Source organism: Arthrobacter sp. CAN_A1 (assembly GCF_015751665.1).
Classification (GTDB): Bacteria; Actinomycetota; Actinomycetes; order Actinomycetales; family Micrococcaceae; genus Arthrobacter_D.
Window position 1 is genome coordinate 235657 of the sequence record NZ_JADOUR010000002.1, and the last position, 25330, is coordinate 260986.

The window sequence follows — 25330 nt, forward strand, 5'->3', positions numbered from 1 at the left end:
GTAGCTCAACGATCAACAAGCCTAACGCCGACGACAAACGGAACGGCAAGTCAGCAAAGAAGCAGCACAGCGACCGGGTCAGAGCCGAACGGCGGATGGGCTGGTACCTCGCCGGTCCAGCGTTCGTCGTCATGCTGCTGGTCACCCTGTACCCGATCCTGCAGGCGTTCTTCGAATCGCTGTTCGCGTTCAGGCTCACTGCCCCTGATGAGCGGGAGTTCATCTGGTTCGCCAACTACATCACCATCCTCTCCGACCAGGTGTGGTGGCAGGGCCTCCTGGTGACGGTCTTCATCACGGTGGTGACCGTCGCCGTCGAACTGGTGCTCGGGTTCGCCCTGGCCCTGGTCATGAGCAAGGCCCTGAAATCACTCAAGGGCATTCTCCGCACAGCGATCCTGGTGCCCTACGGCATCATCACCGTGGTGTCGGCCTATGCCTGGTTCTACGCCTTCGATATCAACTCCGGGTACGTCAACGCCTGGTTCGACTGGGTGCCCGGCATCGATTCGGATCTCAACTGGTTCGCCCAGACCGGCACCTCACTGTTCGTCATTATGGCTTCCGAGATCTGGAAGACCACCCCGTTCATCTCCCTGCTTCTGCTGGCCGGTCTGTCGCAGGTCCCCGATGAGCTGACCGACGCAGCCAAGGTCGACGGCGCCACCTGGTGGGAGCAGATGCGCAAGGTGGTCATCCCGAACATGAAGGCGGCGATCATGGTCGCCGTGCTCTTCAGGGCCCTCGATGCGTTCCGAATATTCGACAACGTGTTCATCATGACCAATGGCGAGAACAACACCGAAGTGCTCTCGCTCCTCGCCTACCGGACGTCGATTAGCCGCCTCGAGATCGGCCTCGGCTCGGCCGTGTCGGTCCTGCTGTTCCTCTGCGTCATCTTGATCAGTTTCGCTGCCATCAAGATCTTCAAAGTGGATCTTGCCGGCACGAGAGGAGAAAAATAATGTCTTCCCGTCGCGAAAAGATCTGGTGGGCGGTCATCTCGGTCCTGGTGCTGGTTTACGCACTGTTCCCGGTGGCCTCCATTCTGGCCACCTCCTTCAAGTCCCCCAGCGATCTGACCAATGGAAGCTTCCTGCCGTCGCCGGGAGCTGCCACCATCTCCAACTACGAGCAGATTCTGGTCGGCGATGCGCAGGAACTGTTCCTGACGTCGCTGCGCAATTCCATCGGTATCTCGCTCATCGCCACGGCCATCGCGGTCATTTTGGCCACCCTGTGCGCCTACGCGATTGCCCGGCTGGACTTCCCCGGCAAGAAGCTGGTCCTGACCACCGCCCTGGCGGTCTCCATCTTCCCGGTGATCTCGATCGTCACCCCCCTGTTCAACCTGTGGCGCAACATCGGGCTGTATGACACCTGGCTGGGCCTGATCATCCCCTACCTGTCCCTGACCCTGCCGATCTCCATCTGGACACTGGCGGCATTTTTCCGCCAGATCCCGTGGGAACTGGAGCAGGCGGCGCAGGTGGACGGTGCGACCACCTGGCAGGCCTTCCGCAAAGCCATCGTCCCGTTGGCAGCACCGGGGGTATTCACGACGGCAATTATCGCGTTCTTCATCGCATGGAACGACTTCGTCTACGGCATTTCGCTGACATCCACCGAAGCAGCGCGGCCGGTGCCCGCAGCGCTCGCGTTCTTCACCGGCGCGTCGCAGTTCGAGTCACCCACCGGCGCCATCTCAGCCGCGGCGATCATCGTCACCATCCCGATCGTTCTGTTGGTGCTGCTGTTCCAACGCCAAATCGTTTCAGGCCTGACCTCCGGCGCCGTCAAGGGCTAACAGCTCAGTCCCCGCCGCTTGCGCCAGTTACATAGAAAAGGATCACCAGAAAATGGCTTCAATTACCCTCAACAACCTGGTCAAGAAATATGGCGACGGATTTCCCGCCGTCAATGACATCAGCATCGATATTGCTGACGGCGAATTCATCATCCTGGTGGGACCGTCCGGCTGTGGCAAGTCAACTCTCCTCCGCATGATCGTGGGGCTGGAGGACATCACCGACGGCGAACTCCTGATCGATGGCAAGCGCGTCAACGACAAAGCGCCCCGCGACCGTAACCTGGCCATGGTGTTCCAGAACTACGCGCTCTATCCACACCTGACGGTGTACGAGAACATCGCCTTCCCCTTGCGCCTCGCGAAAGGCAAGCACAGCGAGGAACAGGTGAACAAGCTGGTCACCGAAGCGGCGGCCACCCTTGAACTGACCGACCACCTGCAGCGGAAGCCGGCGAACCTCTCCGGTGGCCAGCGCCAGCGCGTCGCTATGGGGCGGGCCATCGTGCGCCAGGCCGACGCGTTCCTCTTCGACGAGCCGCTGTCCAACCTGGATGCGAAGCTACGCGGCCAGATGCGGTCGGAAATCTCCCAGATGCAGCGCCGGCTCGGAGTGACCAGCGTGTACGTCACCCACGACCAGACCGAAGCCATGACCCTGGGCGACCGGGTGGCCGTGCTGAAAATGGGCGAACTGCAGCAGATCGCCTCCCCGCGGGAGCTCTACGAACAGCCCCGGAACCTCTTCGTGGCCGGCTTCATCGGCTCCCCGTCGATGAACTTCATCCCCGCGACCATCGAGAACGGCAAACTGCAAACCGTCCTCGGTGAGCTCGACGTCCCCGCCGACAAGCTGGCGAAGGTCGAAGGCAAGAAGGTGGTCCTGGTGGGCGTGCGGCCGGAGTTCTTCGAAGACGCGAAACTGGTCGAGGAGTCAAAGCTGCCCCACGGCTCGATCTTCACCGCCACCCTCACCCACACCGAATGGCTCGGCAACGAACAGTACGGTTACATCAACTTCAACCCGGACCCCGAAATGCGCGAGCTGCTGAACAACCTGGCCCGCGAGATGGACGCCGACGAACTCCGGCCGCAGATCGTCGTCACCCTCGACGCCGCCAGCCGGATCCGTGGCGGCCGGGAAGCCGAAATCTGGCTCGACACCCGCAAGCTGCACCTGTTCGATCCCGAGTCCGGGGAGAACCTGACCCGCGACGCCGAGGCTGGCGCAGCGCTGACCGCTGAAGCGGGCGAGGAGCGCGCCGAGGAGATCGCGACCGCACAGGAAGCGGACCGCGTCAACGGCCACGGCAACCAGCAGGGCAACGGCTCCAACGACACCGGTCAGAATGGTGGCGGCAAGCACGCGGCCGCCAGCTGACCCGCCGCTCAACGGTGACCTGTGACCTGCGTTGTTGGAGGCATCATGCCAAGGGGACATCACGCTATGCGGTCGGTGAACCATGACAGCCGCTGACGGTTCGGCGCAGGTTGCCGAGATCATGGCAGGCTATACCTTCGCCGGACCATCGGTTCACCTCGGTGCTGCGCTGGTCGACGGTGAGGTTCATCCCGAGGCGCCGGTCCGGCTGCCGCTGGCAATGATGAACCGCCATGGTCTGGTGGCCGGCGCCACCGGCACCGGCAAGACCATCACGCTGCAGGTGATGGCTGAGCAGCTGTCCGCGCAGGGTGTCCCGGTGTTCCTGGCTGACATCAAGGGCGACCTGACCGGGCTCTCCACCCCGGGCACCGGCACCGAGAAATTGCTGTCCCGCACCCAGAGTGTGGGACAGCAATGGGCGGCCAAAAGTTTCCCCGTTGAATACTTTTCCCTGGGCGGCCACGGGGTGGGCATCCCGGTGCGTGCCACCATCTCGGCGTTCGGCCCGCTGCTGCTCTCCCGGGTGATGGACCTGAACGAGACCCAGGCGTCCAGTCTGACCCTGGTCTTCCACTACGCGGACCAGTCCGGCCTGGAACTGTTCAACCTCGCCGATCTGCGGGCAGTCATCTCCTTCCTGACCTCCGATGAGGGCAAACCCGCCCTCAAGGATCTCGGTGGGCTGTCCAAGGCGACCGCCGGGGTCATCCTGCGGGAGCTGATCACCCTCCAGGCCCAGGGCATGGACGTGTTCTTTGGCGAACCCGAGTTCGACACCGCCGATCTGCTGCGCCTGGCGGACGACGGCCGGGGGATGATCAGCTGCCTGGAACTGCCCACCCTGCTGCAGACACCCCAGCTGTTCTCCACGTTTCTGATGTGGCTGGTCGCAGACCTGTTCTCTGACCTGCCCGAGGTGGGCGATCAGGAGAAGCCGAAGCTGGTCTTTTTCCTCGACGAAGCGCATCTGCTCTTCACCGGCGCCTCCAAAGAGTTCCTCCAGTCCATTCAGACGACGGTGCGTCTCATCCGGTCAAAGGGAATCGGCATCTTCTTTGTCACCCAGACTCCCAAGGATGTTCCCGCCGAGGTGCTGGGGCAGCTGGCCAACCGGGTCCAGCATGCGCTGCGGGCCTTCACCCCGGACGACGCGAAAGCACTCAAAGCCACCGTGTCAACATTTCCCACCAGCAGCTACGATCTGTCGAAGGTACTCACCTCCGCAGGGACGGGGGAGGCGGTGGTGACCGTCATGAACGACCGGGGCGCACCTACCCCGGTGGCGTGGACCCGGATGACCTCCCCCGAATCAACCATGGGACCGTCCGCCCCGGGAGTGGTCGAGCGTATCGTTGGCCTCTCCGCGCTGAGTGCCCGTTACGGGTCCGCCGTCGACAGCCACTCGGCCTTCGAGAAACTGACCGCCAGCCCGTCGCCTGATCAGCCGCCGGCGGCGCCAGGACCGGACGCCGAGGCCCAGCGGATCGAAGACTCCATCCTGGGTACGCCGCGCCAACCCCCGCCCACCACAGCCCCCACACCGGACCGCCGGTCACCGAGCCGCCCGGCACCGGAACTGCGCGGGCAGCGGGACCAGGCGGATGACCTGATGGACATCGCGGTCAAGGCCGCAGGGACCATCGGGGCCGAAATCGCCCGCGGATTGTTCGGCACCCAGCGAAGGCGCAGCCGTCGTCGTTGGTAAACCTCAACCGCTCAACAGGTAACGTAATAACGTGCAAACGTCCTCGGTGATCAAAGTCCTCGCAGCCTGGCTGCTGGGGCTCATGGTCGTGGTTGCCGGTGCCATCACCACCGTGGTGCTGGTCAACGCACATATTTTCGGCCCCGAGGAACAGGTCCACGACTACCTCGAAGCCCTCTCCGACGGCGACGGCGAACGTGCCCTGGGCCTGCTCAACGGCTCGGTGCCCGCAGCCAACGCGGCGATGCTCGACGGCGCTCCCCTGCAACAGTCCATGGCTGCCGTTGAGAACGTCACGGTGGGAGAACCCGTTGAGGTCGGTGACGGGCGGGTGGACATCGCGATCACCTACACAGTCCGCGGCACCGAGCACACCTCCACGTTCCCGCTGGAACGCACCGGCACTGAGTGGTTGTTCTTCAACACCTGGGAGTTTGTGCCCTCGGTGCTGCCCACGCTTGAGCTCTCGGTGATCAACCAGATGGAGGCGACGCTCAACGGCACCCGAGTCGGTATGCCGGAGGGCAGGAACCAGTTCGCTGTGTTCTATCCCGGCGATTTCGAAGCGCACTACACCAGCGAGTACTTCGCCGCGGCGGCCCAGACGGTGGCCGTCACCGACCGGACGGCCGGCGGCAAGCGGATTGCGCTGGCCACCGAAGCGACCGATGCGCTGGTGGAGACCGTCGATGGTCAGGTCAGGCGCTTCCTTGACGAGTGCGCGGCGCAGACCGTGTTTCAGCCGGCCAATTGCCCGTTCAATTTCCAGACCGAGAACCGGGTGGCCGGTGACATCCGGTGGGCCATCACCGAGTACCCGACCGTCGTCATCGAACCGTTCAACGGCAACTGGGTGATGGCGCCCCTCTCGGGTACCGCCGAGCTGTCCACCTCACTGCAGGACCTGTTCACCGGCACCATCGAAGCGGTCACGGTCCCCCGGGAGTTTGGCTTCACCGCGCGACTGTCGGTGAGCGACGACGCCATCACCGTCACCCCGGTGGTCCAGTACTAGCGGGCCAGGACTAGTCCAGGCCGCGCAGGTCCAGGGTCAGTTCGGTTTCGCCGTCGGCGCTCAGCCGCACCGGGATGCCCCAGTCCTGCTGGTACAGGTGGCAGGCCGCGTGATCGGGGATCTCGCCGCCTGGCTCGCCGTCGCACGCCGCAGCGCGCGCGGTGATGTGCAGGACCCCCTCACTGACGGCGTCGGACAGCACCAGCTCCCGGGTCAGCCCCACCGACGTCCCTCCGCCGGACACCAGCAGCTCCTCCGGCGACGACGAAATCTTCAGCTGCGTGGGATCACCCCACCGGTCGTCGAGTTTCTGGCCCTTCGGTGCCGAGAACCTGATGGTCAGGGCGTGCACCCCGGGCACGACGGCGGTCTGCGGCCGTTGCGTCTGGGAGGCGCCTTCGTCGACGGCGAGCGCCTCCTTGGGGATGGGCACCCGGACCAGCTGATGCCGGTTGGCTTCCACGACGATCAGGAGCGGTTCGCTGCCGGTCCCAGTGGGGGTGAGGTCCAGCAGGACGTCGCAGGGCTCTGAGAGGCCACGAGCCAGCGTCGATACCTGCCCGGTGGCAGGATCGAAGCGGCGGACCGCCCCGTTGTAGGTGTCGGCGATCGCTACCGACCCGTCGGGGAGAGCGGTGATACCCAGAGGATGCTGAAGCCGGGCCTGGTCGGCCGGGCCGTCGCGGAACCCGAAGTCGAAGAGTCCGGTGCCGACAACAGTCCGCACCTGGATCCGCTGGTGGCCGTTCACCTTGGGGAAGGACAGGGTCCGGATTGCCGAGGTCTCCGAATCGGCAACCCAGATGTTGCCGCTGGCGTCTTCGGCCAGCCCCGAGGACTGGGCGAACCAGGCTTCGGCGGCGTCGCCGTCGAGCAATCCCTCCAGCCCGGTACCGGCGAGGATGTCGACGGCGCCGGAGCGGGGGTCAAAGGTGAACAGCTGGTGGGTGCCTGCCATGGCGATGATCACCCGTTCGAGCACCGTGGACCAGAGGACGTCCCATGGCGAGGACAGCGAGACCTCCAGCGGCCGGGTGCCCAGATGAGTGTCAGTGAGGCGCGGGGTCGCATCCTCGGGGGTCCCGACGTCGTACCCGTCCCCGTCAGCGTTCTCCTGCAGCTCGGCCGGGCGGGCCTTCACGTGGTTCCCAGCGTCCAGCAGACGCTGGATACCATTGCCCGCGATGGTGCTGACCGTGCCATCGGCCAGGGTGACGCCGCGGAGCCGGTGGTTGACCGAGTCGGCGACGACGACGTCGTACCCCACCTCCCGTGCAATGTGGGACGGGAGGACCGCGAGGCCCTGCGGTTCGTTGAACTGGGCTACGGCGGCGGCGCCGTCGGCGAAGCCCTTCTCCCCCGAGCCGATGGTGCGGCGGACGGTGACCAGATCGGCGTCGAGCTCCACCAGCCGGTGGTGGCCGGTGTCGCCGATGAGGAGGGACCCGTTGTCCAGGGAAACGGCCTTGCCGGGGAACCGAAGGTCACCGGCGGTGCTTTCGGCGGGCACATACGGCCCGTCGCCACGGTGCAGGGTGCCCTTGGCGGTGTGCTCCTCGACGAGTTCCTGGACCAGCGATTCGAGACCGGCAGCGTGGCCCTCCCCGGACAGGTGGGCCACGATGTAACCCTCGGGGTCCACGACCACCAGGGTGGGCCAGGCACGGGCGGTGTACGCCTGCCAGGTGGTCAGCTCGGGGTCGTCCAGTACCGGGTGCTGGATGTCGTAGCGTTCCACGGCGGCGGCCAGGGCGTCCGGGTCCGCTTCGTGTTCGAACTTGGGCGAGTGGACACCCACCGTGACGACGACGTCGCTGAACTTCTGTTCCAGCGGACGCAGCTCGTCCAGGACGTGCAGGCAGTTGATGCAGCAGAAGGTCCAGAAATCGAGGATGACGATCTTCCCGCGCAGGTCCTCGAGGGTGAGCTGACGCCCTCCGGTGTTGAGCCAATTGCGGCCCACCAGTTCGGAGGCACGGACCCGGTAGTCGGTGCGGATCGAAGTCATCGATGTTTCAGTCATTCACGCTCTCCTGGTCGGTCAGGCTTGTTGGTTGGTGCCGGCTTGCCGGGGCCGGGCGTGCCGGGCCCGCGGCGGTTGTCGCGTTCCGCCAGCGACGCGAACATGTTGTTGTAAGCAGTGAGATCGGCGTCGTTATTCCTGTCCGCTGCGCGGTCGGTCCGTTTGGACTCCCGGGCGTCGTCGCGCGACCACATGATCGCGACGCCGATCGCCACCAGCAGGGTGGGGATTTCGCCGATCCCCCAGGTGAGGGCGCCACCGAGCTGCTGGTCCTCCAGCGCTGAGGGCCCCCAGTCGCGGCCCATGTTGCCGAACCAGGACGCCTGGAGCAGGGACGTCGACCCCATCAGCGCGACGCCGAAGAAGGCGTGGAAGGCCATCGTGGCGAACAGAAGCAGGATCCGGAGTGGGTACGGGGCCCGGCGCGGTACCGGATCGGAGCCCAGCATGGACAACACAAAGATGTAACCGGTGATCAGGAAGTGCACATACATGAGCTCGTGGCCCACGTGCTCCCGCATCGCGAACCCGAACAGCGGAGAGTAGTAGAAGATCACAATCGAGCCGGCGAAGTTGGCTGCAGCGAACAGGGGGTGGGTGACGAGCGCCGAGAAGCGCGAATGCACCAGCACGAGGATCCATTCGCGGAGGCCCCGGGAGCCGTCCCCGCGTGGGGTGAGGGCCTTCAACGCCAGGGTGATCGGCGCGCCGAGGACCAGGAACAGCGGGACCACCATGGTCAGGGCCATGTGGCCCACCATGTGGGTGCTGAACAGCACCATGCCGTAGACGGCTGGGGCGCCGGAGGTGATGTAGGTCAGCAGCGCCAACCCCACCAGCCAGCTCGCGAGGCGCAGGAGCGACCACTGGTCGCCGCGCTTGCGGACCTTGATGACGCCGCGCAGGTAGGCGATGCCGACCACCGCCACGAAGGCCACCCAGAGCCAGTCGAAGCGCCATTCGGTGAACCATCGTTCGGGGGTCAGCTCGGGCGGCAGGTCATAGCCGGAGAGGATGCGCGCCGGTGAGGCGTCGGGGGCGATCTCGTCGCTGACCGGGGGCGCGGTGCGTCCCAGCGCGACGGCGACGCCGGAGACAGCGCCCATGATGAGCAGTTCCACGGCGATCAGCTGCCACAGGACCCTCCGGGCGGAGAACTGGCCGCCGGTGAGCGAACCGCTGCCGTCGCCGAGCTGGGGGATGATCCACTGCCGGTGCATCAGGCCGATCCCGCCCAGCAGCAGGGTGGCGACGGTTTTGAAGGTCACCAATAGTCCCCACTCCGAGCCGAGCTGACCCAGATCGTTGATCCGCAGGCTGGCGTTGATGACTCCAGAGAGCACCACCAGGACAAAAGCGAACCCGGCGAGTGCCGAGAACCGGCGCAGCACGCTGGTGGTCAGTGACCCGAGCCGCCCGCTGATGACCGCGAGGACAATGATGCCGCCGATCCACAGGCAGACGCCCACCAGGTGCAGGGCAATGGAGTTGATGGCCGCGTAGTGGTCGTCGCCGCTGGCCGAGTGGCCGATCAGGGCCATCGGCATCAGTCCGAGGAGGGACAGGACGCCGGTCAGTGCCAGCCAGCCGCTGGACCGCGCGCCGAAGGTCATGGTGGCGACGACGGCGGCGATCATCACGGTGGACAACCAGGCACGGCCGGTGTCGAAGTCGGTCAGGTAGGAGGCCAGGCCCTCCGTGTAGCCCGGATCGCTACTCAGGGGCAGGCCCGCGGCGTCGGAGTAGGTGAACAGCAGCACCCCGACGGCGGCGAGGGTCCAGGACACCGCAGCAACCGAGGCGAGGGTCATCACCGCACTGAACGCCGGATGCTCCTCGCCGGGGGCCTCAGTCTCACTGGAGTGGCGGCGGGCGCCGGCAACCCGGCGCGGGAGGATCATCACCGCGAAGACCAGCGACCCGATCACCGCCGCGGCCGAGACGTTGTTGAGGGCCTTGGCGACGGGCAGACCCCAGCGGGTCAGCGCTCCCGGGTCGCCGAGCTGGCGTGGGCCAGCAGCACCGGTGAACAGCAGGGCGAGGATCAGGGCCATCACGACGGCGGCTCCGCCTGCGATGAGCCAGCCAACCTTCACCCCGGGGGTCTGCGTGCCCGGGCGGTCGGTCTGCCGGGGCACCTTAGTTGTTGTAGCCACGCTTCCTATTGTCTACCCTCTGTAGAAGCGGTAACAATTCGGCGTCGCCGGTCCTTGCTCTTTCCCCCACGGCGGGTCACCTTAAAAGGAAAGGCCGCCACCGGAAAGGGTGGCGGCCTAGAGTCCTTAGCGGACCGGGTGGCTGACTACTTGACAGCAGCCTTCAGCTTGGAGCCGGCGGTCAGCTTGACGCTGCTGCCTGCTGCAATCTGGATGGTCTCGCCGGTCTGAGGGTTGCGGCCGGTGCGGGCTGCACGCTCGGTGCGCTCGACAGCGAGCCACCCGGGGATGGTGACCTTGACGTTGTTGGCAGCTGAGGTTGCCAGTACATCGAACAGTGCGTCAAGAACGCCGTTAACGGCGGTCTGGCTGGTATCAGCCTTCGCTGCAACTTCTGCTACCAGTTCGCTGCGGTTCTTGGTTTCTTTCGTAGCCAATTTACGTCCTCCTGGACTTGTCCGTTATTTGTAAAGCCTTCACGGTTCTGAAAGCCTCTGTGCGAAAACTTACCAGCTTGAGCACCAAACCCCGGTCGTTTACGCCAATTCTGGGGGTTTTTGGGTGCCAAAGGGCACTATTTCAGGCGCTCGCTCGGGGAAACCCCTGCCTGGCACCCATATAGACCACCGCCAGCGCGATCAGGGCCAGCGCCGCGGCCGCGTAGCCTATCCCCGACGGTTCGGTCACCAGCAGCAGCTCCGCACCCACCAGCGCCCCGGCGCTGATCCCCAGGTTGAACGTCGAGTTGTGGACCGCAGCCACCGTATCCGGGTGGTCCCGGAAGGCGCTCATCGCGGCGGTCTGCACATAGGCGGGTACCGGCCCGTACAGCAGGCCCCACAGGATCACCACCGCCAGCGTCCAGCCGGGCGCCCCGCCCAGCAACGCGATCCCCAGGAAGGACACACTCATCGCCAGCAGTGACACCAGCAGGGCCGGACGCAACGCCGAATCGGTGAACCGGCTGCACAATGCCAGCCCCAGGATCCCGGCTCCCCCGTAGGCGAGCAGCGCGAATCCCACATTGCCGGCCGTGAACCCCGATTGCAGCAGCACCGGTGTGATGAACGTATACAGCGCAAACTGGGCGGTCATCATCACGACGACGGCGAGAATCACCCGCCGCAACGCCGGTTCGGCCAGCGCCTCACGCAGTTGGGTTCCGCCCGATACCGCTGAACCACCAATCGCCGGCATCACGACGGAGGCGCCCACCGACAGGATCAGCGCGATGATCGCCGCGCAGCCGAACGACCAGCGCCAACCCACCGTCGCCCCGAGCCAGGTGCTCAATGGCACCCCGACCGCGATCGCGACGGCGTTGCCCGCGTTGACCAGCGCCATCGCGGCACCCAGCCTGCCCCGCGGCGCCAAACGGCTCGCGTATCCGAAGACCACGGCGAAGAACAAGGCGTGGCAGGCACCGGCCAGGATCCGCCCGGTCAGGGCTGTCGGGTAGTCCTGGGCGAGGCACAGCACAATGTTGCTGGCACCATAGCCGGCCAGCAACCCCACCAGCAGTGATTTGCGGGGCAGCGCACTGGTCCACGCGTTCAAGGGAATTGAGGCGAACACCACCACGGCGGCGTACGCGGACACCAGCAACCCAATCGATGATTCGTTCACGCCCAGGTCCGCCGCCATCAGCGGCAGCAGACCGATCGGGAGGACCTCGGTGGCGACCGCCAGGAACCCGCCGACCGACAGCAGCAGCATGGGAGGTCGGAGTAATTTCTGCTACCGCACAGGGGTTTTCCTTCAGGACGGGGTGGGGGTCATCAGGGCCAGCGCTTAACGCAAGAGGACGGCGACCCAGGGTCGCCGTCCTCTTCCAAACTGGTCAGTACCAGCCAGCGGGTGTTACCAGCTGGACTTGGTTACACCGGGCAGCTCGCCGCGGTGAGCCATGTCGCGGAAGCGGACACGGGAGATACCGAACTTCTGGAGCGTGCCACGGGGGCGACCATCGATCTGGTCGCGGTTACGCAGGCGCACTGGGGAGGCGTTGCGGGGAAGCTTCTGCAGGCCCAGGCGTGCAGCTTCGCGGGCCTCATCCGACGCGTTGGCGTCAACCAGGGTCTTCTTCAGCTCGAGGCGCTTCTCAGCGTAGCGCTCAACAATTACCTTGCGCTGTTCGTTGCGGGCAATTTTAGACTTCTTAGCCATGTGTTTAGCGCTCCTCTCGGAATTCGACGTGCTTACGGATCTTGGGATCGTACTTCATCAGGACCATGCGGTCCGGGTCGTTACGACGGTTCTTACGGGTTACGTAGGTGTACCCGGTGCCAGCCGTCGACTTCAGCTTGATGATCGGGCGTACGTCTTTATCTTTTGCCATTAGAGCTTCACTCCCCGAGCCAGGATCGACGCGACGACGGCGTCAATTCCACGCACATCGATGGTCTTGATGCCGCGGGCCGAAACCTGCAGCGTGACGTTGCGGCGCAGGGACGGAACCCAGTAGCGCTTCTTCTGGATGTTCGGGTCAAACCTGCGCTTGGTGCGGCGGTGTGAGTGGGAAATGCTGTGCCCAAAGCCCGGCTCGGCTCCAGTCACTTGGCAGTGAGCTGCCATGACGATCCTCCAAAGAGTAAATGAAAATACCTAGAATCAGCAGTCTTGTCTGCTGGAAACGCGATCAGGGGCGCCCCAAACAACAGCCAAAACTGTTGGGATGACTAGCGGTTTTCGCGCAACCTGAGCCCCTAACTACCGACGTCCAGGAACGAACCTTCCCGGAAATCGGAGCAATTGCGCACGCTCCGCCACCTGATGCCCTCCTATTCTAGGAGCTGGCGCGGGTTAAGGCTAATCGCTGGTACTGTCCCCGTCACGGTCGACCACCGTCACGGCGTCATCGCCGCCCACCTGCGCACCGGCCGCCAGCACCGCCCCGGAATCCACGATGGCGCGGACAACCCGCGCTCCCGCTGGCACAGAGACCCCGTCCAGCAGGATCGAATCGACGACGACGGCGCCGGCGTCCACCACCGTGTCGGGCCCGATCACGCTGCGGGTCACCTCACCGTGGACGCGGCTCCCCGGTGACAGCAGCGAATCAGCGACGACGGCGCCCGTCCCGATAAACGCCGGCAACCGGCGGGGGCTGCCCGTGATGATGGGCCACTCCGGGTCGTCAAACCGCAGCCCCTTGCCGGCGAGCAGGTCACGGTGTGCCCGGTGATAGTTTTCCGGGGTGCCAAGGTCCAGCCAGTACCCGTCGAGGCGGTGTTCGACCACCGTCGAGTGCTTCACGAGGTGGGGCAGCAACTGGTCGCCGTAGTCGTCGAGCCCGCACTCTTCCTTCTCGAGCAGCTCCAGCGTGTCGAGGAGGTGCATGGCGTTGAAGAGGAAGACCTCGGTGGCCACCAGATTGGTTTTGGGCTGTTCAGGCTTGTATTCGAACCCGGTCACTGCACCATCGGCGACCTCCACCACACCGTGGGCTGAGGCGTCGCCGTCGAAACACGTCGTCACGATGGTGGCGGTCGCCTGAGCGTCCAGGTGGGTCTGCACGACGTCGCGGTAGTCCAGCTGGTACAGGTGGTCGGCGCTGAGCAGGAGCACCAGGTCCGGGTTGAACTCCCTGATGAATGCCGACTGCCGGAACAGGCTGTCAGCATTGCCATCGGCGAACCCCTCTCCCTGGCGGCCTTCGAAGGGCGGCAGGACATGCAACCCGCCGTTGGTGCGGTCCAGGTCCCACGGCCGCCCGTTGGCGAGGTGGTCGTTCAGCGACTTGGGCTGGTACTGCTGCACCATCCAGACATCCGAGAAACCACTGTGGTGCAGGTTTGAGAGGGGGATGTCGATCAGGCGGTAAGTGCCCGCGACGGGCAGGGCCGGCTTGGCGCGCCGGTCGGTCAAGGTACCCAGCCGTCCGCCGGCGCCTCCCGCCAGGACGATGGCGAGGACTTTGGGCTGCTTCATGACCGCGCTCCGGGTGAGGGCTGGTCGAGGATCCAATGGCTTTCGTCGAGTCGGGCCAGGATTTTCTTGCCGATCCGTTCCAGATCATGCACGTCATCCTCGGTCAGGGCGTCGAAGACCGTCTGCCGAACGTGTTCAACATGCGCTCTGGCCAGGAGCTGGACGTTGTTCAGCCCCTCTTCGGTGATCCGGGCTGTGGTCACCCGGCCGTCGCTGGCGCTGGGGCACCGGACCACCCAGCCGCGCTGCTCAAGCTTCTTCACCACATGACTCAGACGGGACAGGGAGGCGTTCGATCTCGCCGCCAGGTCGCTCATCGCGAGCGTGAATTCCTCGGTTTCGGAGAGCATCGCCAGGACGTGGTAGTCAAACAGGGTGATCTTCGCCTGCCGGAACAGGTGGGCATCGAGGGTGCCGGGCAAAATGGTGGTGACCGCATAAAGTGCCAGCCACGCCTGCCGTTCATCGGGGTTGAGCCATCGGACACCAGTCATCAATCAAGTCTGGCACAGAACCCCTCTGCGGGTACTGGGAGTGGGGCCCAACCTAGTCCCACACGGGCCGGGTGAGCTCCGGGTACTTCGCCGTCAACACATCCCCCGAAGACACGCCCCGCAGGCGCCGGCCCACCCACGGCGACAGGTAATCCCGCGCCCACTGGGCGTCGGCACGCAGCTGATCGATCCGCGAGGACGCCGGCACGGCCTCCAGCTCAGGAAGGTCAATCTCGTGGGAGGCCCTCAGCACTTCGAGCACCCGCTTAGCCATCAGGGTGTGACCGGCTGACGACATGTGCATCCGGTCGGTGTCCCAATAACCCCAGTTCTGGAACTCCCTGAACCGCCAGTAATCCACCACATCGGCGTGGTGCCGGTCGGCAATCTCGCGGACCAGCTCGTTGTAGATGGCGGTCCGGCCGCGGGTTTTGCCAAACACGGCCGACCCCACCGAATCAAACCCGGTGAACAGCACGACGGCGGCACCCGAGCTCGCCAGCCGGGCCACGCCGTCGTCATAGGCGGCCATCATCGCGTCAATGTCGATGCGCGGCCGCAGAATGTCGTTGCCGCCCGCGTAGATGGTGATCAACGTGGGCTGCAGGGCCAGCGCCCTGTCAACCTGTTCGTCAAGGACCTGGCGTACCTTTTTCCCACGAACGGCGAGATTCGCGTAGCCCCAGGAGCTGTCGGCGAGGATCAGCTGCTCGGCCACCCGGTCCGCCCACCCCCGCACACCGTTGGGGCTGGCCTGATGCCAGTCGCCGACGCCTTCAGTAAACGAATCGCCAAGAGCCACATATCGCTGAGAGAATTCCACTAGACGAGGCTACCCGTTCTTGCTGCGGGATAAGCTGACGTTGGCAAGCCTGCTGATAACTTTTTGCCGATGCACCCGCACGCTCCCCGTCAACCATCGAGAAGGACACCATGACCCAGCCCTCCGACACCCGGACCAAGCGCGCCGCGTTGATCATCAACCCGGTCAAGAATACCGGCGCTGACATTCGCGCGATCGTTTCGGAGCTCTGCGCTGCCGAGGGATGGGACGAGGTGCTCTACCTGGAGACGTCAGTGGATGATCCGGGCCGCGGCCAGGCGCAGGAAGCCGTTCACGCCGGAGTGGACGTGGTGATCGCCGCGGGCGGTGACGGGACGGTCCGCTGCGTGGCAGAGGTGGTCAATGGCACCGGTGTGGCGCTGGGCCTGATCCCCTTGGGCACCGGCAACCTGCTGGCCCGCAACCTGGATATCGCCGTCGACAATCCGCAGGAGGCCGCCAAGGCCGCCCTGTTCGGCACCGAACGCAACGTCGACGTTGTGCACGTCACCGTGGACCGCGCCCAGGACTCCCACGTGTTCCTGGTGATGGCGGGACTGGGCTTTGACGCGTCAATCATGGCGGATACCCGCGACGACCTGAAGGACAAGGTGGGCTGGCTCGCCTACGTCGATGCCGGCATCAGGAACCTGAGCGGCAAGCCCACCCGCACGCGCATCACCCTGGATGGCGGCGAGGTCATTGAGCGCCGGTTGCGCAGCGTGATGGGCGGAAACTGCGGCAAGATCATGGGTGGTCTCGAGATTTTCCCGGGCGCGAAGATCGACGACGGGCTGCTGGACATCATGACCGTGGCACCGACCGGCCGGCTGGGCTGGTTCGGTGTGGTCGGGAAACTGTTTGCCCGCGGGAAGGGCAAGGACCCGTCGCTGGAGTACTTCCAGTGCAGGGAAGCCGAGATTCAGCTCGACGAGCCGCAGGAAATCCAGCTTGACGGCGACCCGTTGGGCAAGGGCACACACATGTCGCTGAAGGTGGATGCCAACTCTTTGCGGTTGCGGATGCCGTACGGCAAGAAGGATCCGGCAGTCGTCACCAACCCGGAGCCCTGAGCCGCTCCGGTTTCCCACCGGACGGGCCCCGTGGAGGGGATTGTCTGGACAATCCCCTCCACGGGGCGTGAACACCGGGAACGACGGCGGGATTCCTGAGTTTTCCGTGAGTTAGAGCCTGGTTTGGGGGTCGATCTTTTCCCCGTCAACCAGGAGTTCAAAATGGAGGTGGCAGCCGGTTGAATTGCCGGTGCTGCCGACGGCGCCCAGGCCCTGGGCCTTGTTCACCTTTTGCCCGACGGTCACGCCAAGCACGCTGAGGTGGTTGTACGAGGTTTCGAGTCCGCCACCGTGGTCCACCACGATCCGCTGGCCGCCGCCGTAGGCATGCCACCCGGACTCCACCACGGTGCCGGCGCGGGAGGCCAGAACCGGGGTGCCGCAGGCGCCGGCGTAGTCGGTCCCGGTGTGCAGTTCGTCACCGAACCCGCCCATCGGGTTCACCCGGTAGCCAAACGATGAGGCGATTGGCGCGCCCTTGATCGGGGCGGCGAAGGTTGCGGCATCGCTGGACAGCACAGTGGTTTTGGCCGCCGGGGTGGAGGCCATGGCGAGCGGTGATTCCTTACCGAAGTCGATCGTGGCATCGGCGTCGGCGGTGACGGGCGCCGTCGGGCCCGCCGGCTCATGGGCGACGGGCGACGGTGACATCTCGGCCGACGGGAAGAAGGCCGTCAGGGTAAGGCCCGCCGCTGCGGCAAGTGCACCCGTGGCGAGCAGGGCTGATCGGCGGATGGGCGTGGGCTGAACGGGCGCGCGGCGGCGCCCGGAAGTGACCGGCTTGGGCAAAACAAGAGCCTCTCTGCAACGCCGGTGAAGTTAGCTGTCGGATTCGAGCAAGAGTTGACTCGGCCCACTGCTGCTTTCCGGCACGAGAGCGGGAAAGCGATGTGCGAAGGGCTGCACCCCGAAGGCAGGAAAACTGCCAAAAGATGGGTCCTCCACCCCTGCCACGGTGAATTGGGGGCCGGCTGCTGACAGGGTTAGGCGTGCAGGCCGGGAGCCACAATGATGCAGATGGCTCCCTACAAGGATAGGCCACCTAACGGAAAAGTTACAATTCCGTTACACAACTCACGGCGTGGCGACTAGCTCAGCTCCGATCGTCCCCTGCGCCAGTACCCCATGAAAGCAACCTGCTTACGGTCGATGCCGACGTCGCGCACCAGGTATCGCCGCAGCCCTCGAACCACTGCAGCTTCGCCGGCGATCCACGCGTAGAACGGGAGCGCGCCGGACGGTCGGTCGGGGTTGAGCGAGCTGGTGAGCGTCGAGGCGTTCAACCGCTGGGGGGTTTCCCACAGGATCGTCTCGTCGATGTTCACCTCTTCGGGCTCCGGGCCGGCCGCCACGGCAGCGGCGGCGGCGAGCGTCAGCCCGGCCCGCGAGGTGGGATCCACCCCGACGGCGAAGGGCACTGCCAGCGACACCCACCCGGGCACACGGACCGCGTCACGAACCGCCGCGTCCAGGAGTTCCCCGTGGGGGCGCTGCCCCCGGGCCAGCCAGGTGATCCGGACCGACGACCCGGTGAGAACGTCCTGAAAGTCGGCCGGGTCCGGCACCTCAAGGAACGCGTGCCCGCCGACATCGGTCGGCAGCGACTCAAGGATGGCGCTGATGGCGGGCACCGCTGTCTCGTCACCAGCCAGCAGAATGTGCTGGGCCAGCCCCGGGCGCCATTCGATCCCCCCGTAGGAACCGGCGGTGGTGCAGGTGGCGGCGTGGACGTTCGGGCCGATCAGCCAGATCCGGTCGCCCGGCGTCGCTGCGGCGGCCCAGAGCGACGCCGGGCCCCCGTTGCCTTCGGCGTCGAAGTGCATGACGAAGTCGACGTCGATCTCGGGTTGATCATCGCCGCACCGGGCTTCCCTCACCGTATAGGTGCGCATCGACCCCCGGACGGCCGGGTCCAGTGCCAGCCACTGCTGGTACCAGCCAGGCCCCCCGGTGGGCGCCTCGAGCAGCGCCCGCAGGTTCAGGCGGGGGGCGTCGTCGTCCCGGCTGGCCGGGATCATCACCTTGATGCGCAGATCGAGGCTGGGGCCCTGGACGCCGAAATCCTTCAGGCAGGCCCCACCAAAGGTGATGCGCTGGAAGTTGTCGCTCAGGCGCTGCACCCGGGTCACGACGACGTCGAACGCTGTCACTGCCGAGACTGCCGCTTCGGCGCGCTGGGCCTGGCGGGCGGTACGGTTGCTGACTTCGGTCATGATGCTGCCTCCAGGTGGTGCGCAGGCAGCGTGTCCTGCGGGTTAGGCAGATACCCCTGCCCGGTGGTCGAGTCGGATGGGGCCGTGGTGGGCCCGGCGTCGGAATGGTGGCGGCCCACCGGCACCACCATGGGGGTGCCGGAGACGGGGTCCGGGATAACGCGGCACTCCAGGCCGAATACCGAGGTGACTGTCTCCTCGGTCACGACGTCGGACGGGTTGCCCTCGGCGGCGATGCGGCCGTCCTTCATGGCGATCAGGTGGTCGGCGTAGCGCGCGGCGAGGTTGAGATCGTGGAGGACGATGGCAACGGTGATGCCGTCTCGCCGGTTCAGGTCGGTGATCAGGTCAAGCACTTCCACCTGGTGGGTGACGTCGAGGAAGGTGGTGGGCTCATCCAGCAGGAGAATGTCGGTCTGCTGTGCCAGGGCCATAGCAATCCAGACGCGTTGCCGTTGCCCGCCGGACAGCTCGTCAACAAAACGATCGGCGAGTTCGAGGGTGTCGGTCGCTTCGAGGGCCGCCGCGACGGCGGCGTCGTCGTCGTCAGTCCACTGCCTGAACCAGCCCTGGTGTGGGTAACGGCCGCGCCCCACCAAATCGGCGACGGTGATGCCGTCCGGGGCGACCGGGGTCTGCGGGAGCAATCCGAGGGTGCGGGCAACCGCGCGGGTGGACAGCGAGTGGATGTCCTTGCCGTCCAGGCTGACGACGCCGGCCGTAGGCTTGAGCAGCCGGGCCAGGCCGCGCAGCAGGGTGGATTTGCCGCACGCGTTGGCGCCGACGATGACGGTGACCTTGCCGGCCGGCAGTTCGACGGTGAGGTTCTGGACTACTGTGCGGTCGTCGTACGCGAGTGTCAGCTCGCTGGCGGTCAGCGCCATATCAGCCTCCCTGGCCTGTGCGGTTGGCGGTCACGAGCAGCCAGAGCAGGAACGGTGCGCCGAGGACGCCCGTCACCACGCCGACCGGCAGCGACACACCGGGAATCATGTTGGCGGCAACAAAATCGGCGCCGAGGACGATCACGGCGCCCACCAGGCCGGCTGCGGTCAGCGATACTGCGCCCTTGACGAGGCGCCGGGCGATCGGGCCGGCGAGGAACGCGACGAAGGCCACGGGCCCGGCCGCTGCGGTGGCGACGGCGGCGAGGGCAACTCCGACGGTGATCAGGGCCAGCCGGGACGGCTCCACCCGGATGCCGAGGCTCGCCGCGGTGTCGTCACCCAGTTCCAGGCCGCGCAGCCCCCGCGACAGGACCGCCGCGATGGGGACCAGCACCGCCATGGCGAGGAGCAGGATGGTGGCGCGGTCCCAGTTGCTGGAGTTCAGTGAGCCGTTCAGCCAGACGAGCGCATCGGACGCCGTGCGGATGTCGGTCCGGGTCAGGAGGAAGCTGACCAGGGCGTGCATGACGGCGGCGAAGCCGATTCCCACCAGGATCAGCCGGTACCCGGCCACTGATCCGCGCCGGGACAGCAGGTAGATGGCCGCCGCGACGGCGAGCGCCCCGACCAGGGCGGAGAGGGAGACTGTGACACCGGCTGCACCGAAGAGCACGATCGCCGCCACCGCCGAGGCACTGGCGCCGTACGTGATCCCGATGATGTCCGGGCTGGCGAGCGGGTTGCGCAGCATGGTCTGGAAGATGGTGCCCGCCAAACCGAAGGCCACGCCGATGAGGACGCCGATCACCGCGCGGGGCAGCTTGTTTTCCATCACGATGAAGGTGGCGCCAGGAATGTCGGCGCCGCCGAGGATCCTGAAGAAGTCGGGAATGGTCACGGTGTAGGTGCCGAGGAGGACTGTGACGGAGAACAGGGCGGCGGTGAGTCCCCCGAGGATGATGATCACCCGGCGGCGCTGCGCCGCCTGGCGGTGCCGGGCGCCACTGATGGTGGCGTACGACGTCGGGCCTGCGGTGTCCACGGGCGGCGCGGTGTGGAGGGTCACAGCTGGGCCAGCTTCCGCCGTCGGACCAGCCAGATGAACACCGGAGCGCCGATGACGGCGGTCATAATACCTACCTGCACCTCGCCCGGTGGGAGGATCAGCCGGCCGATGATGTCCGCGCCGATCAGCAGGACCGGCGCAAGCACCACGGAGAACGGCAGGATCCAGCGGTAATCCGGGCCGGTGAGCACCCGCACCATGTGGGGGATCACCAGGCCGACGAAGGCGATCGGCCCGGCGGCGGCGGTAGCGGCGCCACAGAGGATGACGACGCCGAGCGCCGCAATACCGCGGGCGACCGCCACGTTCTGGCCGAGGCCTTTGGCGATGTCGTCGCCCAGGGACAGGCTGTTGAGGGCTTTGCCGGTGGCGAGGGTCAGCAGGATCCCGACGATGAGGAACGGCAGGACCGGCAGGAGGACGTCCCAGCCCCGGCCGGAGACGGTTCCCACCTGCCAGAACCTGAACCGGTCGAGGGTTTCCTGGCTGGAGACCAGGACGGCATTCATCAGGCTGCCGAGTCCTGCGGACAGCGCGGCTCCGGCGAGGGCCAGTTTGATGGGGGTGGCGCCGTCCCGGCCCAGGCTCGCGATGGCGTAGACCACGACGGCGGCCAGGGCGGCGCCGGCGAAGGCAAACCAGATGTACCCGGTCACGTCGGCCACCCCGAAGACGTAGATGCCGGTGACGATGGCCAGCGCCGCGCCGGCGTTGACGCCGAGGATGCCCGGATCGGCCAGGGGGTTGCGGGCCACCCCCTGCATGGCGGCGCCCGCGAGGCCCAGCGCGGCACCGACCATGAGGCCGGTCACCGTGCGGGGAATCCGGGAGTGGACCACAGCGTGATCGCCGTTCGTCGGGTCGAAATCGGTCAGCGCGGCGACCAGCACGTCGAAGCTGATGGGCCGGGAACCAAAGGCCAGCGATGCCGCGCAGATCAGCGCGAGAACCACTAGTGCCGCACCGAATTTAAGGACCCGGCGCTGACCGCGGGGTTGCGGCCGGGCCGGTGTCGGCGTGCTCTCCGGAGGGGCTGGTGCAGTCTGCACTGCCATGGCACGCCTCCTTCCCGTCAACTCTCGGTCAGAAGTAAGGCTAGCCTATGGTTACCTTCATTAGGAAACGGTTCTGTTCCCTAATTGACTGCGTGGCTAGGCTGCTGCGGGAGGGGTTCCCTTGCCGAAGGGCTTGCCGCCCAGGCCTTCACGGCCATGTTCGGTGTGCCAGTTCGCCAGGTCCGGCCCCTTGGGCACAATCCCGGTGGGGTTAATGTCCTCGTGCACGATGTAGTAGTGGTCCTTGATCTGGTCGAAGTCCACGGTGTCCCCGAAGCCGGGGGTCTGGAACAGGTCCCGGGCGTAGCCCCACAGGGCTGGCATTTCGGTGAGCTTGTTCCGGTTGCACTTGAAGTGCCCGTGGTAGACGGCGTCGAAGCGCACCAGGGTGGTGAACAGCCTGACGTCGGCCTCGGTGATCGTGTCCCCCACCAGGAACCGCTGATGCCGCAGGCGCTCTTCCAGCCAGTCAAGGGCAGTGAACAGCCGGTCGTAGGCGTCGTTGTAGGCCTCCTGTGAGCCGGCGAATCCGCACCGGTAGACACCGTTGTTCACCTCGGTGAACACCCGTTTGCTGACCTCGTCGATTTCGGCGCGGAGTGCTTCCGGGTACAGATCGGGGGCGCCCTCACGGTGGAAATCTTTCCACTCGGTAGAGAAATCCAGGGTGATCTGCGGGAAATTGTTGGTGACCACGGCGCCGGACGGCACATCGACCATCGCCGGCACAGTAATGCCACGAGGGTATTCGGGGTCCCGCTTGAAGAACGCCTCCTGGAGCCGTTCGATTCCGAGCACTGGGTCGCGTCCGTCGGGGTCCAGGTCAAAGGTCCAGGACCGTTTGTCGTGGGTGGGGCCCGGGGTGCCCAGCGAAATGGCGTCTTCGAGTCCGAGCAGCCGGCGCACGATGATGGCACGGTTGGCCCACGGGCACGCACGGGCGGCAATGAGCCGGTACCGACCGGCCTCGACCGGGTACCCGTCAGCACCATCCCGGGTGATCCGGGTTTCGATGTAGGTGGTGTCGCGGCTGAATTCCTTGCCCGTATTGACGTAGGCGCCGCGGGTGCTGGGTTCGTTTTCGGTCATGGCTCAAGCTTAGGCGCAGACCGGAGGAGGTCCATCCTGGGCCGGCTTACTGAGGTGCTGGACGGCGGCCCGGACCCGGCGGACAATGGCCTGTATCGGGTGAGAGGCGCGTTCGCCATGGTGATTATCGCAGTCTGCGGAGTCCTGGTTGTGGCAGGACTGTCAGTGATTTTTCGGTGGAGCGGTGGCCGTCTGACCCCACCCGAACCGGAGCCGGTGACGCATCGCGAGGCCGATCCGTTCCGTGTGGCGGCGCAGAACCGGGCTTTGCGCCGTTACGCCTGGTGGGCCACGGTGGTGATGACCGCCGGCGTGACGTCAGGTGTGCTGATGGCCGGTGCTGGGGGACGGCTGGTGATGCGGGTACTTGCCCTCACCTCACCCCTGTCCGAGGGCCGGATCACCGAGGCATTGGCGACTGTGGGCGACATCACCCTGCCCGGCACCTTCACCCTGTTTCTTATTGGCGGTCTGATGGGGGTCCTGTCAGCAGTCATCTATGTTGCAGTTCACCGCTTGTTGCCCCCGGGCCGGTGGGCAGGGCTGACCTTCGGCCTGGTGTTGCTCGTCCTGTTCGCCACCACCTTCGATCCGCTCCGCACCGACAATATCGACTTCCGGTTTGTCGGACCGGGGTGGCTGGCGGCGGCGCTGTTCAGCGCGCTGATGGTCCTCCACGGGATGCTGGTCGCTGCCGCCGCCAATTGGTACAGCTCGCGTCTCCCCCAGTACGCCGACCGCGGCCGGCTGGACTACCTGCCGTTGCTCGCCGGAGCGGTGATTCTTCCAGCGGGCCTGCTGCTCGGGCTGGGCGCGGCGGTAGTCCTAATGTGTGCACGGTTCGTTCCGGCAGCCAAAATACCCCCTCGCTGGCTGTCCCACCGGATGGTGACTTGGGTGGGCAGGACAGCCCTGCTGGCGGTACTGCTGACGGCGTTGCCGACGTTCACCGCCTCAATGGCGGTGATTGTCAGCGGACCAGCATTCCCCTGACGCGAGGATCAGCCGTTATTGTGCTGGCCGGATTCGCGCTCGTACTTCCGGCGCAGCTCCCGCCCCCGGTCAATATCCTCGAGCTCCTTATCCAGCTTCTTGCGGCTCATCTTGTCGTCGCGGGGAGGAAGCTGCAGGGTCTTTTCCGCTTCGATCCCGGCCTGGAGCTGACGACCCCGCTCCAGTTCGGCGTCGAACTCGGCGCCGAAGAGCAACGAGAGGTTGGCCAACCAGAGCCACAGCAGCAGCACGATGACGCCGGCAATGGCACCGTACGTCTCGTCATAGCTGCCGAAATTGCCGACGTAGAAAGAGAAGCCCGCCGTCGTAATGGCAAGAACCAGCAATGCAACGAACGCACCCATGCTCATCCAGCGGAACTTGGGCTGCTTCACATTCGGCGCACCGTAGTACAACAGGCCAATCATCAGGACAGCGAAGCCCAGCATGACTGGCCATTTGGCGATGTTCCAGACCAGCAGGGCGGTATCACCCAGGCCAATGACGTTGCCTACCGACTCGGCAACCGGACCCGAGAGGACGAGCAGCAGCGCCATCATGACCACCAGCAGGAGGACGGCGACGGTGATGCTGAGCATCACGGGGCGCAGTTTCCAGAACGGCCGGCCTTCGTCCACCTCGTAGATCCGGTTCATCGCCCGGCTGAAAGCGCCCACATAGGCTGACGCCGACCAAACAGCACCGAGGATGCCGATCACCAAGGTGAGGCCGGCACCGGACGAGGACGCGAGACCCGCAATAGTGTCGGTCAGCGTCTCATTCTCAGCAATGTCGGGTGCCACGCCACCAAGGACGTCGAGCACCGTCGCCGTGGTGGCTTCGGCTTGTCCGAACACCCCGAGCATCGACACCAGGGCCAGCAGAGCGGGGAAGATGGCCAGCACTGCGTAATAGGTGAGCGCGGCGGCAAGGTCGGTGCACTGGTCTTTGCCGAATTCGCGAATCGTGCGCTTGAGGACGTACCCCCAGGCTGGCTTCTTCAGCTCGGTGGGGCTATCCGGTTTCCGGTCATCATCAGGATGGGGTGCGTTCTGTGCCTTGTCCTGGGTTTGTGCTTCGGGCGAATCCGCCGCCGTGCCGCTTCGTGCCACTGATACCTCCACTTGATTCGCCAGGGCCCCACCTGATCCTAAGGACGCTTACTAGTGCCTAAGCCTACCGAAGGATTGCCGTTGGATGATGGCACCCACACCGACTCTATCGATCAGCCCGCTTCGGATCGCGGTCATTGGTTCCACTTCAACGTCGGAACCGTGGTGCTGCGCCGATTGCAGCAGGCAGCAGGTGACCATCCAGGCAGCGTTGAGGTGGTGGGATTTGCCCGCCGGCTACCCGACACCACCCAGGCACCCTACGCGGGTTGTGAGTGGCACGCACTGGATATCGGGACCGACGAGGGCCGCGCTGCACTCACCGCAGCGCTCGAGGGGGTCGACGCCGTTGTGCACCTGGCCTGGGCCATTCAGCCGAACCGGAACGAAGGGGCGATGCACCGCACCAATGTCACCGGTACTGCCAACGCGCTGCAGGCGACCGCCGACGCGTCCGTCCGCCATTTTGTCTGCGCGTCCTTAGTCGGTGCTTAGAGCCCGGCCA

25 protein-coding genes and 1 riboswitch are annotated in these 25330 nt (G+C 65.7%); of the genes, 8 read left to right on the top strand and 17 right to left on the bottom strand.

Annotation, left to right across the window (positions count from 1 at the left end):
- The first annotated feature begins 11 nt into the window (after positions 1-11).
- The 5 genes from IWX62_RS03900 (at position 12) to IWX62_RS03920 (ending at position 5911) form a co-directional block, all read left to right on the top strand.
- Positions 12-965 carry a carbohydrate ABC transporter permease gene (locus IWX62_RS03900; RefSeq protein ID WP_196840154.1) on the top strand — a complete coding sequence of 318 codons (954 nt, stop codon included), beginning with the start codon at positions 12-14 and terminating at the stop codon, positions 963-965.
- Positions 965-1807, top strand: coding sequence for a carbohydrate ABC transporter permease (locus tag IWX62_RS03905; RefSeq protein WP_196840058.1), 843 nt, complete (start codon positions 965-967; stop codon positions 1805-1807). The genes IWX62_RS03900 and IWX62_RS03905 overlap by 1 nt, the downstream gene beginning before the upstream one ends.
- A gap of 52 nt (positions 1808-1859) precedes the next feature.
- The gene (locus IWX62_RS03910) at positions 1860-3188 is read left to right on the top strand and encodes an ABC transporter ATP-binding protein (protein ID WP_196840059.1); all 1329 of its coding nucleotides are present in this window, start codon (positions 1860-1862) and stop codon (positions 3186-3188) included.
- Between the two features lie 82 nt (positions 3189-3270).
- Positions 3271-4896: a helicase HerA-like domain-containing protein gene (locus IWX62_RS03915; RefSeq protein ID WP_196840060.1), complete on the top strand. Its 1626-nt coding sequence runs from the start codon at positions 3271-3273 to the stop codon at positions 4894-4896.
- A gap of 31 nt (positions 4897-4927) precedes the next feature.
- The gene (locus IWX62_RS03920) at positions 4928-5911 is read left to right on the top strand and encodes a hypothetical protein (protein ID WP_333483198.1); all 984 of its coding nucleotides are present in this window, start codon (positions 4928-4930) and stop codon (positions 5909-5911) included.
- Positions 5912-5921: 10 nt separating this feature from the next.
- Here IWX62_RS03920 and IWX62_RS03925 read toward each other — a convergent pair whose 3' ends face one another.
- The 10 genes from IWX62_RS03925 to IWX62_RS03970 form a co-directional block, all read right to left on the bottom strand.
- On the bottom strand, positions 5922-7934 hold the full coding sequence (locus IWX62_RS03925; RefSeq protein WP_196840061.1) for an NHL domain-containing thioredoxin family protein: 2013 nt from the start codon (positions 7932-7934) through the stop codon (positions 5922-5924).
- On the bottom strand, positions 7931-10090 hold the full coding sequence (locus IWX62_RS03930) for a bifunctional copper resistance protein CopD/cytochrome c oxidase assembly protein (protein WP_196840062.1): 2160 nt from the start codon (positions 10088-10090) through the stop codon (positions 7931-7933). The genes IWX62_RS03925 and IWX62_RS03930 overlap by 4 nt, the downstream gene beginning before the upstream one ends.
- Positions 10091-10236: 146 nt before the next feature.
- Complete coding sequence (locus IWX62_RS03935; protein ID WP_019481737.1) at positions 10237-10527, bottom strand: HU family DNA-binding protein; 291 nt, start codon at positions 10525-10527, stop codon at positions 10237-10239.
- Positions 10528-10669: 142 nt separating this feature from the next.
- Positions 10670-11806 carry an MFS transporter gene (locus IWX62_RS03940; RefSeq protein WP_196840063.1) on the bottom strand — a complete coding sequence of 379 codons (1137 nt, stop codon included), beginning with the start codon at positions 11804-11806 and terminating at the stop codon, positions 10670-10672.
- A 144-nt stretch (positions 11807-11950) separates the two neighbouring features.
- Complete coding sequence (gene rpsN, locus IWX62_RS03945) at positions 11951-12256, bottom strand: 30S ribosomal protein S14 (RefSeq protein WP_196840064.1); 306 nt, start codon at positions 12254-12256, stop codon at positions 11951-11953.
- A gap of 4 nt (positions 12257-12260) precedes the next feature.
- Positions 12261-12428: a 50S ribosomal protein L33 gene (gene rpmG / locus IWX62_RS03950; RefSeq protein WP_019481734.1), complete on the bottom strand. Its 168-nt coding sequence runs from the start codon at positions 12426-12428 to the stop codon at positions 12261-12263.
- Positions 12428-12664 (bottom strand): 50S ribosomal protein L28, encoded by a 237-nt coding sequence (gene rpmB / locus IWX62_RS03955; RefSeq protein WP_019481733.1) that lies wholly within the window; start codon positions 12662-12664, stop codon positions 12428-12430. The genes rpmG and rpmB overlap by 1 nt, the downstream gene beginning before the upstream one ends.
- A gap of 234 nt (positions 12665-12898) precedes the next feature.
- Positions 12899-14020, bottom strand: coding sequence for a glucose-1-phosphate adenylyltransferase family protein (locus IWX62_RS03960; RefSeq protein ID WP_196840065.1), 1122 nt, complete (start codon positions 14018-14020; stop codon positions 12899-12901).
- Positions 14017-14514 (bottom strand): MarR family winged helix-turn-helix transcriptional regulator, encoded by a 498-nt coding sequence (locus IWX62_RS03965; RefSeq protein ID WP_196840066.1) that lies wholly within the window; start codon positions 14512-14514, stop codon positions 14017-14019. The genes IWX62_RS03960 and IWX62_RS03965 overlap by 4 nt, the downstream gene beginning before the upstream one ends.
- Positions 14515-14566: 52 nt before the next feature.
- The gene (locus IWX62_RS03970) at positions 14567-15337 is read right to left on the bottom strand and encodes an SGNH/GDSL hydrolase family protein (protein ID WP_196840067.1); all 771 of its coding nucleotides are present in this window, start codon (positions 15335-15337) and stop codon (positions 14567-14569) included.
- 110 nt (positions 15338-15447) lie between these two features.
- Here IWX62_RS03970 and IWX62_RS03975 point away from each other — a divergent pair, with 110 nt between their 5' ends.
- Positions 15448-16410, top strand: coding sequence for a diacylglycerol/lipid kinase family protein (locus IWX62_RS03975; RefSeq protein ID WP_196840068.1), 963 nt, complete (start codon positions 15448-15450; stop codon positions 16408-16410).
- Between the two features lie 111 nt (positions 16411-16521).
- On the opposite strand, the gene IWX62_RS16210 is transcribed toward IWX62_RS03975, so the two are convergent.
- The 6 genes from IWX62_RS16210 to IWX62_RS04005 all read right to left on the bottom strand — a co-directional run bounded on the left by IWX62_RS16210 (position 16522) and on the right by IWX62_RS04005 (position 22720).
- Complete coding sequence (locus tag IWX62_RS16210; protein WP_333483199.1) at positions 16522-17199, bottom strand: M23 family metallopeptidase; 678 nt, start codon at positions 17197-17199, stop codon at positions 16522-16524.
- 4 nt (positions 17200-17203) lie between these two features.
- A riboswitch (cyclic di-AMP (ydaO/yuaA leader) is annotated at positions 17204-17393 on the bottom strand.
- 105 nt (positions 17394-17498) lie between these two features.
- Positions 17499-18623, bottom strand: coding sequence for a siderophore-interacting protein (locus IWX62_RS03985; RefSeq protein WP_196840069.1), 1125 nt, complete (start codon positions 18621-18623; stop codon positions 17499-17501).
- Positions 18620-19507 (bottom strand): ABC transporter ATP-binding protein, encoded by an 888-nt coding sequence (locus tag IWX62_RS03990; RefSeq protein WP_196840070.1) that lies wholly within the window; start codon positions 19505-19507, stop codon positions 18620-18622. Before IWX62_RS03990 ends, IWX62_RS03985 begins: the two co-directional genes overlap by 4 nt.
- A 1-nt stretch (position 19508) precedes the next feature.
- Complete coding sequence (locus IWX62_RS03995) at positions 19509-20519, bottom strand: FecCD family ABC transporter permease (RefSeq protein ID WP_442859234.1); 1011 nt, start codon at positions 20517-20519, stop codon at positions 19509-19511.
- 53 nt (positions 20520-20572) lie between these two features.
- A complete protein-coding gene (locus IWX62_RS04000) occupies positions 20573-21631 on the bottom strand; it encodes a FecCD family ABC transporter permease (protein ID WP_196840071.1) in 1059 nt (352 codons plus the stop codon).
- A gap of 96 nt (positions 21632-21727) precedes the next feature.
- The gene (locus IWX62_RS04005) at positions 21728-22720 is read right to left on the bottom strand and encodes a glutathione S-transferase family protein (protein WP_196840072.1); all 993 of its coding nucleotides are present in this window, start codon (positions 22718-22720) and stop codon (positions 21728-21730) included.
- Positions 22721-22837: 117 nt separating this feature from the next.
- Between IWX62_RS04005 and IWX62_RS04010 the strand changes: the two genes are divergently transcribed.
- Positions 22838-23713, top strand: a complete 876-nt coding sequence (locus tag IWX62_RS04010) for a hypothetical protein (RefSeq protein WP_196840073.1) — start codon at positions 22838-22840, stop codon at positions 23711-23713.
- An 8-nt stretch (positions 23714-23721) separates the two neighbouring features.
- On the opposite strand, the gene IWX62_RS04015 is transcribed toward IWX62_RS04010, so the two are convergent.
- Positions 23722-24825: a YihY/virulence factor BrkB family protein gene (locus IWX62_RS04015; RefSeq protein WP_333483200.1), complete on the bottom strand. Its 1104-nt coding sequence runs from the start codon at positions 24823-24825 to the stop codon at positions 23722-23724.
- A gap of 54 nt (positions 24826-24879) precedes the next feature.
- Here IWX62_RS04015 and IWX62_RS16215 point away from each other — a divergent pair, with 54 nt between their 5' ends.
- A complete protein-coding gene (locus IWX62_RS16215) occupies positions 24880-25320 on the top strand; it encodes an NAD-dependent epimerase/dehydratase family protein (RefSeq protein WP_333483201.1) in 441 nt (146 codons plus the stop codon).
- Positions 25321-25330 lie beyond the last annotated feature (10 nt).

Coding starts and splice junctions, on each gene's coding strand:
- IWX62_RS03990 (WP_196840070.1), bottom strand. CDS start 19,507: ATGGCGCTGACCGCCAGCGAGCTGACACTCGCGTACGACGACCGCACA.
- IWX62_RS03910 (WP_196840059.1), top strand. CDS start 1,860: ATGGCTTCAATTACCCTCAACAACCTGGTCAAGAAATATGGCGACGGA.
- IWX62_RS04005 (WP_196840072.1), bottom strand. CDS start 22,720: ATGACCGAAAACGAACCCAGCACCCGCGGCGCCTACGTCAATACGGGC.
- IWX62_RS03915 (WP_196840060.1), top strand. CDS start 3,271: ATGACAGCCGCTGACGGTTCGGCGCAGGTTGCCGAGATCATGGCAGGC.
- IWX62_RS04010 (WP_196840073.1), top strand. CDS start 22,838: ATGGTGATTATCGCAGTCTGCGGAGTCCTGGTTGTGGCAGGACTGTCA.
- IWX62_RS03985 (WP_196840069.1), bottom strand. CDS start 18,623: ATGACCGAAGTCAGCAACCGTACCGCCCGCCAGGCCCAGCGCGCCGAA.
- IWX62_RS03925 (WP_196840061.1), bottom strand. CDS start 7,934: ATGACTGAAACATCGATGACTTCGATCCGCACCGACTACCGGGTCCGT.
- IWX62_RS03975 (WP_196840068.1), top strand. CDS start 15,448: ATGACCCAGCCCTCCGACACCCGGACCAAGCGCGCCGCGTTGATCATC.
- IWX62_RS03965 (WP_196840066.1), bottom strand. CDS start 14,514: ATGACTGGTGTCCGATGGCTCAACCCCGATGAACGGCAGGCGTGGCTG.
- IWX62_RS03940 (WP_196840063.1), bottom strand. CDS start 11,806: ATGCTGCTGCTGTCGGTCGGCGGGTTCCTGGCGGTCGCCACCGAGGTC.
- rpmB (WP_019481733.1), bottom strand. CDS start 12,664: ATGGCAGCTCACTGCCAAGTGACTGGAGCCGAGCCGGGCTTTGGGCAC.
- IWX62_RS04000 (WP_196840071.1), bottom strand. CDS start 21,631: ATGGCAGTGCAGACTGCACCAGCCCCTCCGGAGAGCACGCCGACACCG.
- IWX62_RS03960 (WP_196840065.1), bottom strand. CDS start 14,020: ATGAAGCAGCCCAAAGTCCTCGCCATCGTCCTGGCGGGAGGCGCCGGC.
- IWX62_RS03905 (WP_196840058.1), top strand. CDS start 965: ATGTCTTCCCGTCGCGAAAAGATCTGGTGGGCGGTCATCTCGGTCCTG.
- rpmG (WP_019481734.1), bottom strand. CDS start 12,428: ATGGCAAAAGATAAAGACGTACGCCCGATCATCAAGCTGAAGTCGACG.
- rpsN (WP_196840064.1), bottom strand. CDS start 12,256: ATGGCTAAGAAGTCTAAAATTGCCCGCAACGAACAGCGCAAGGTAATT.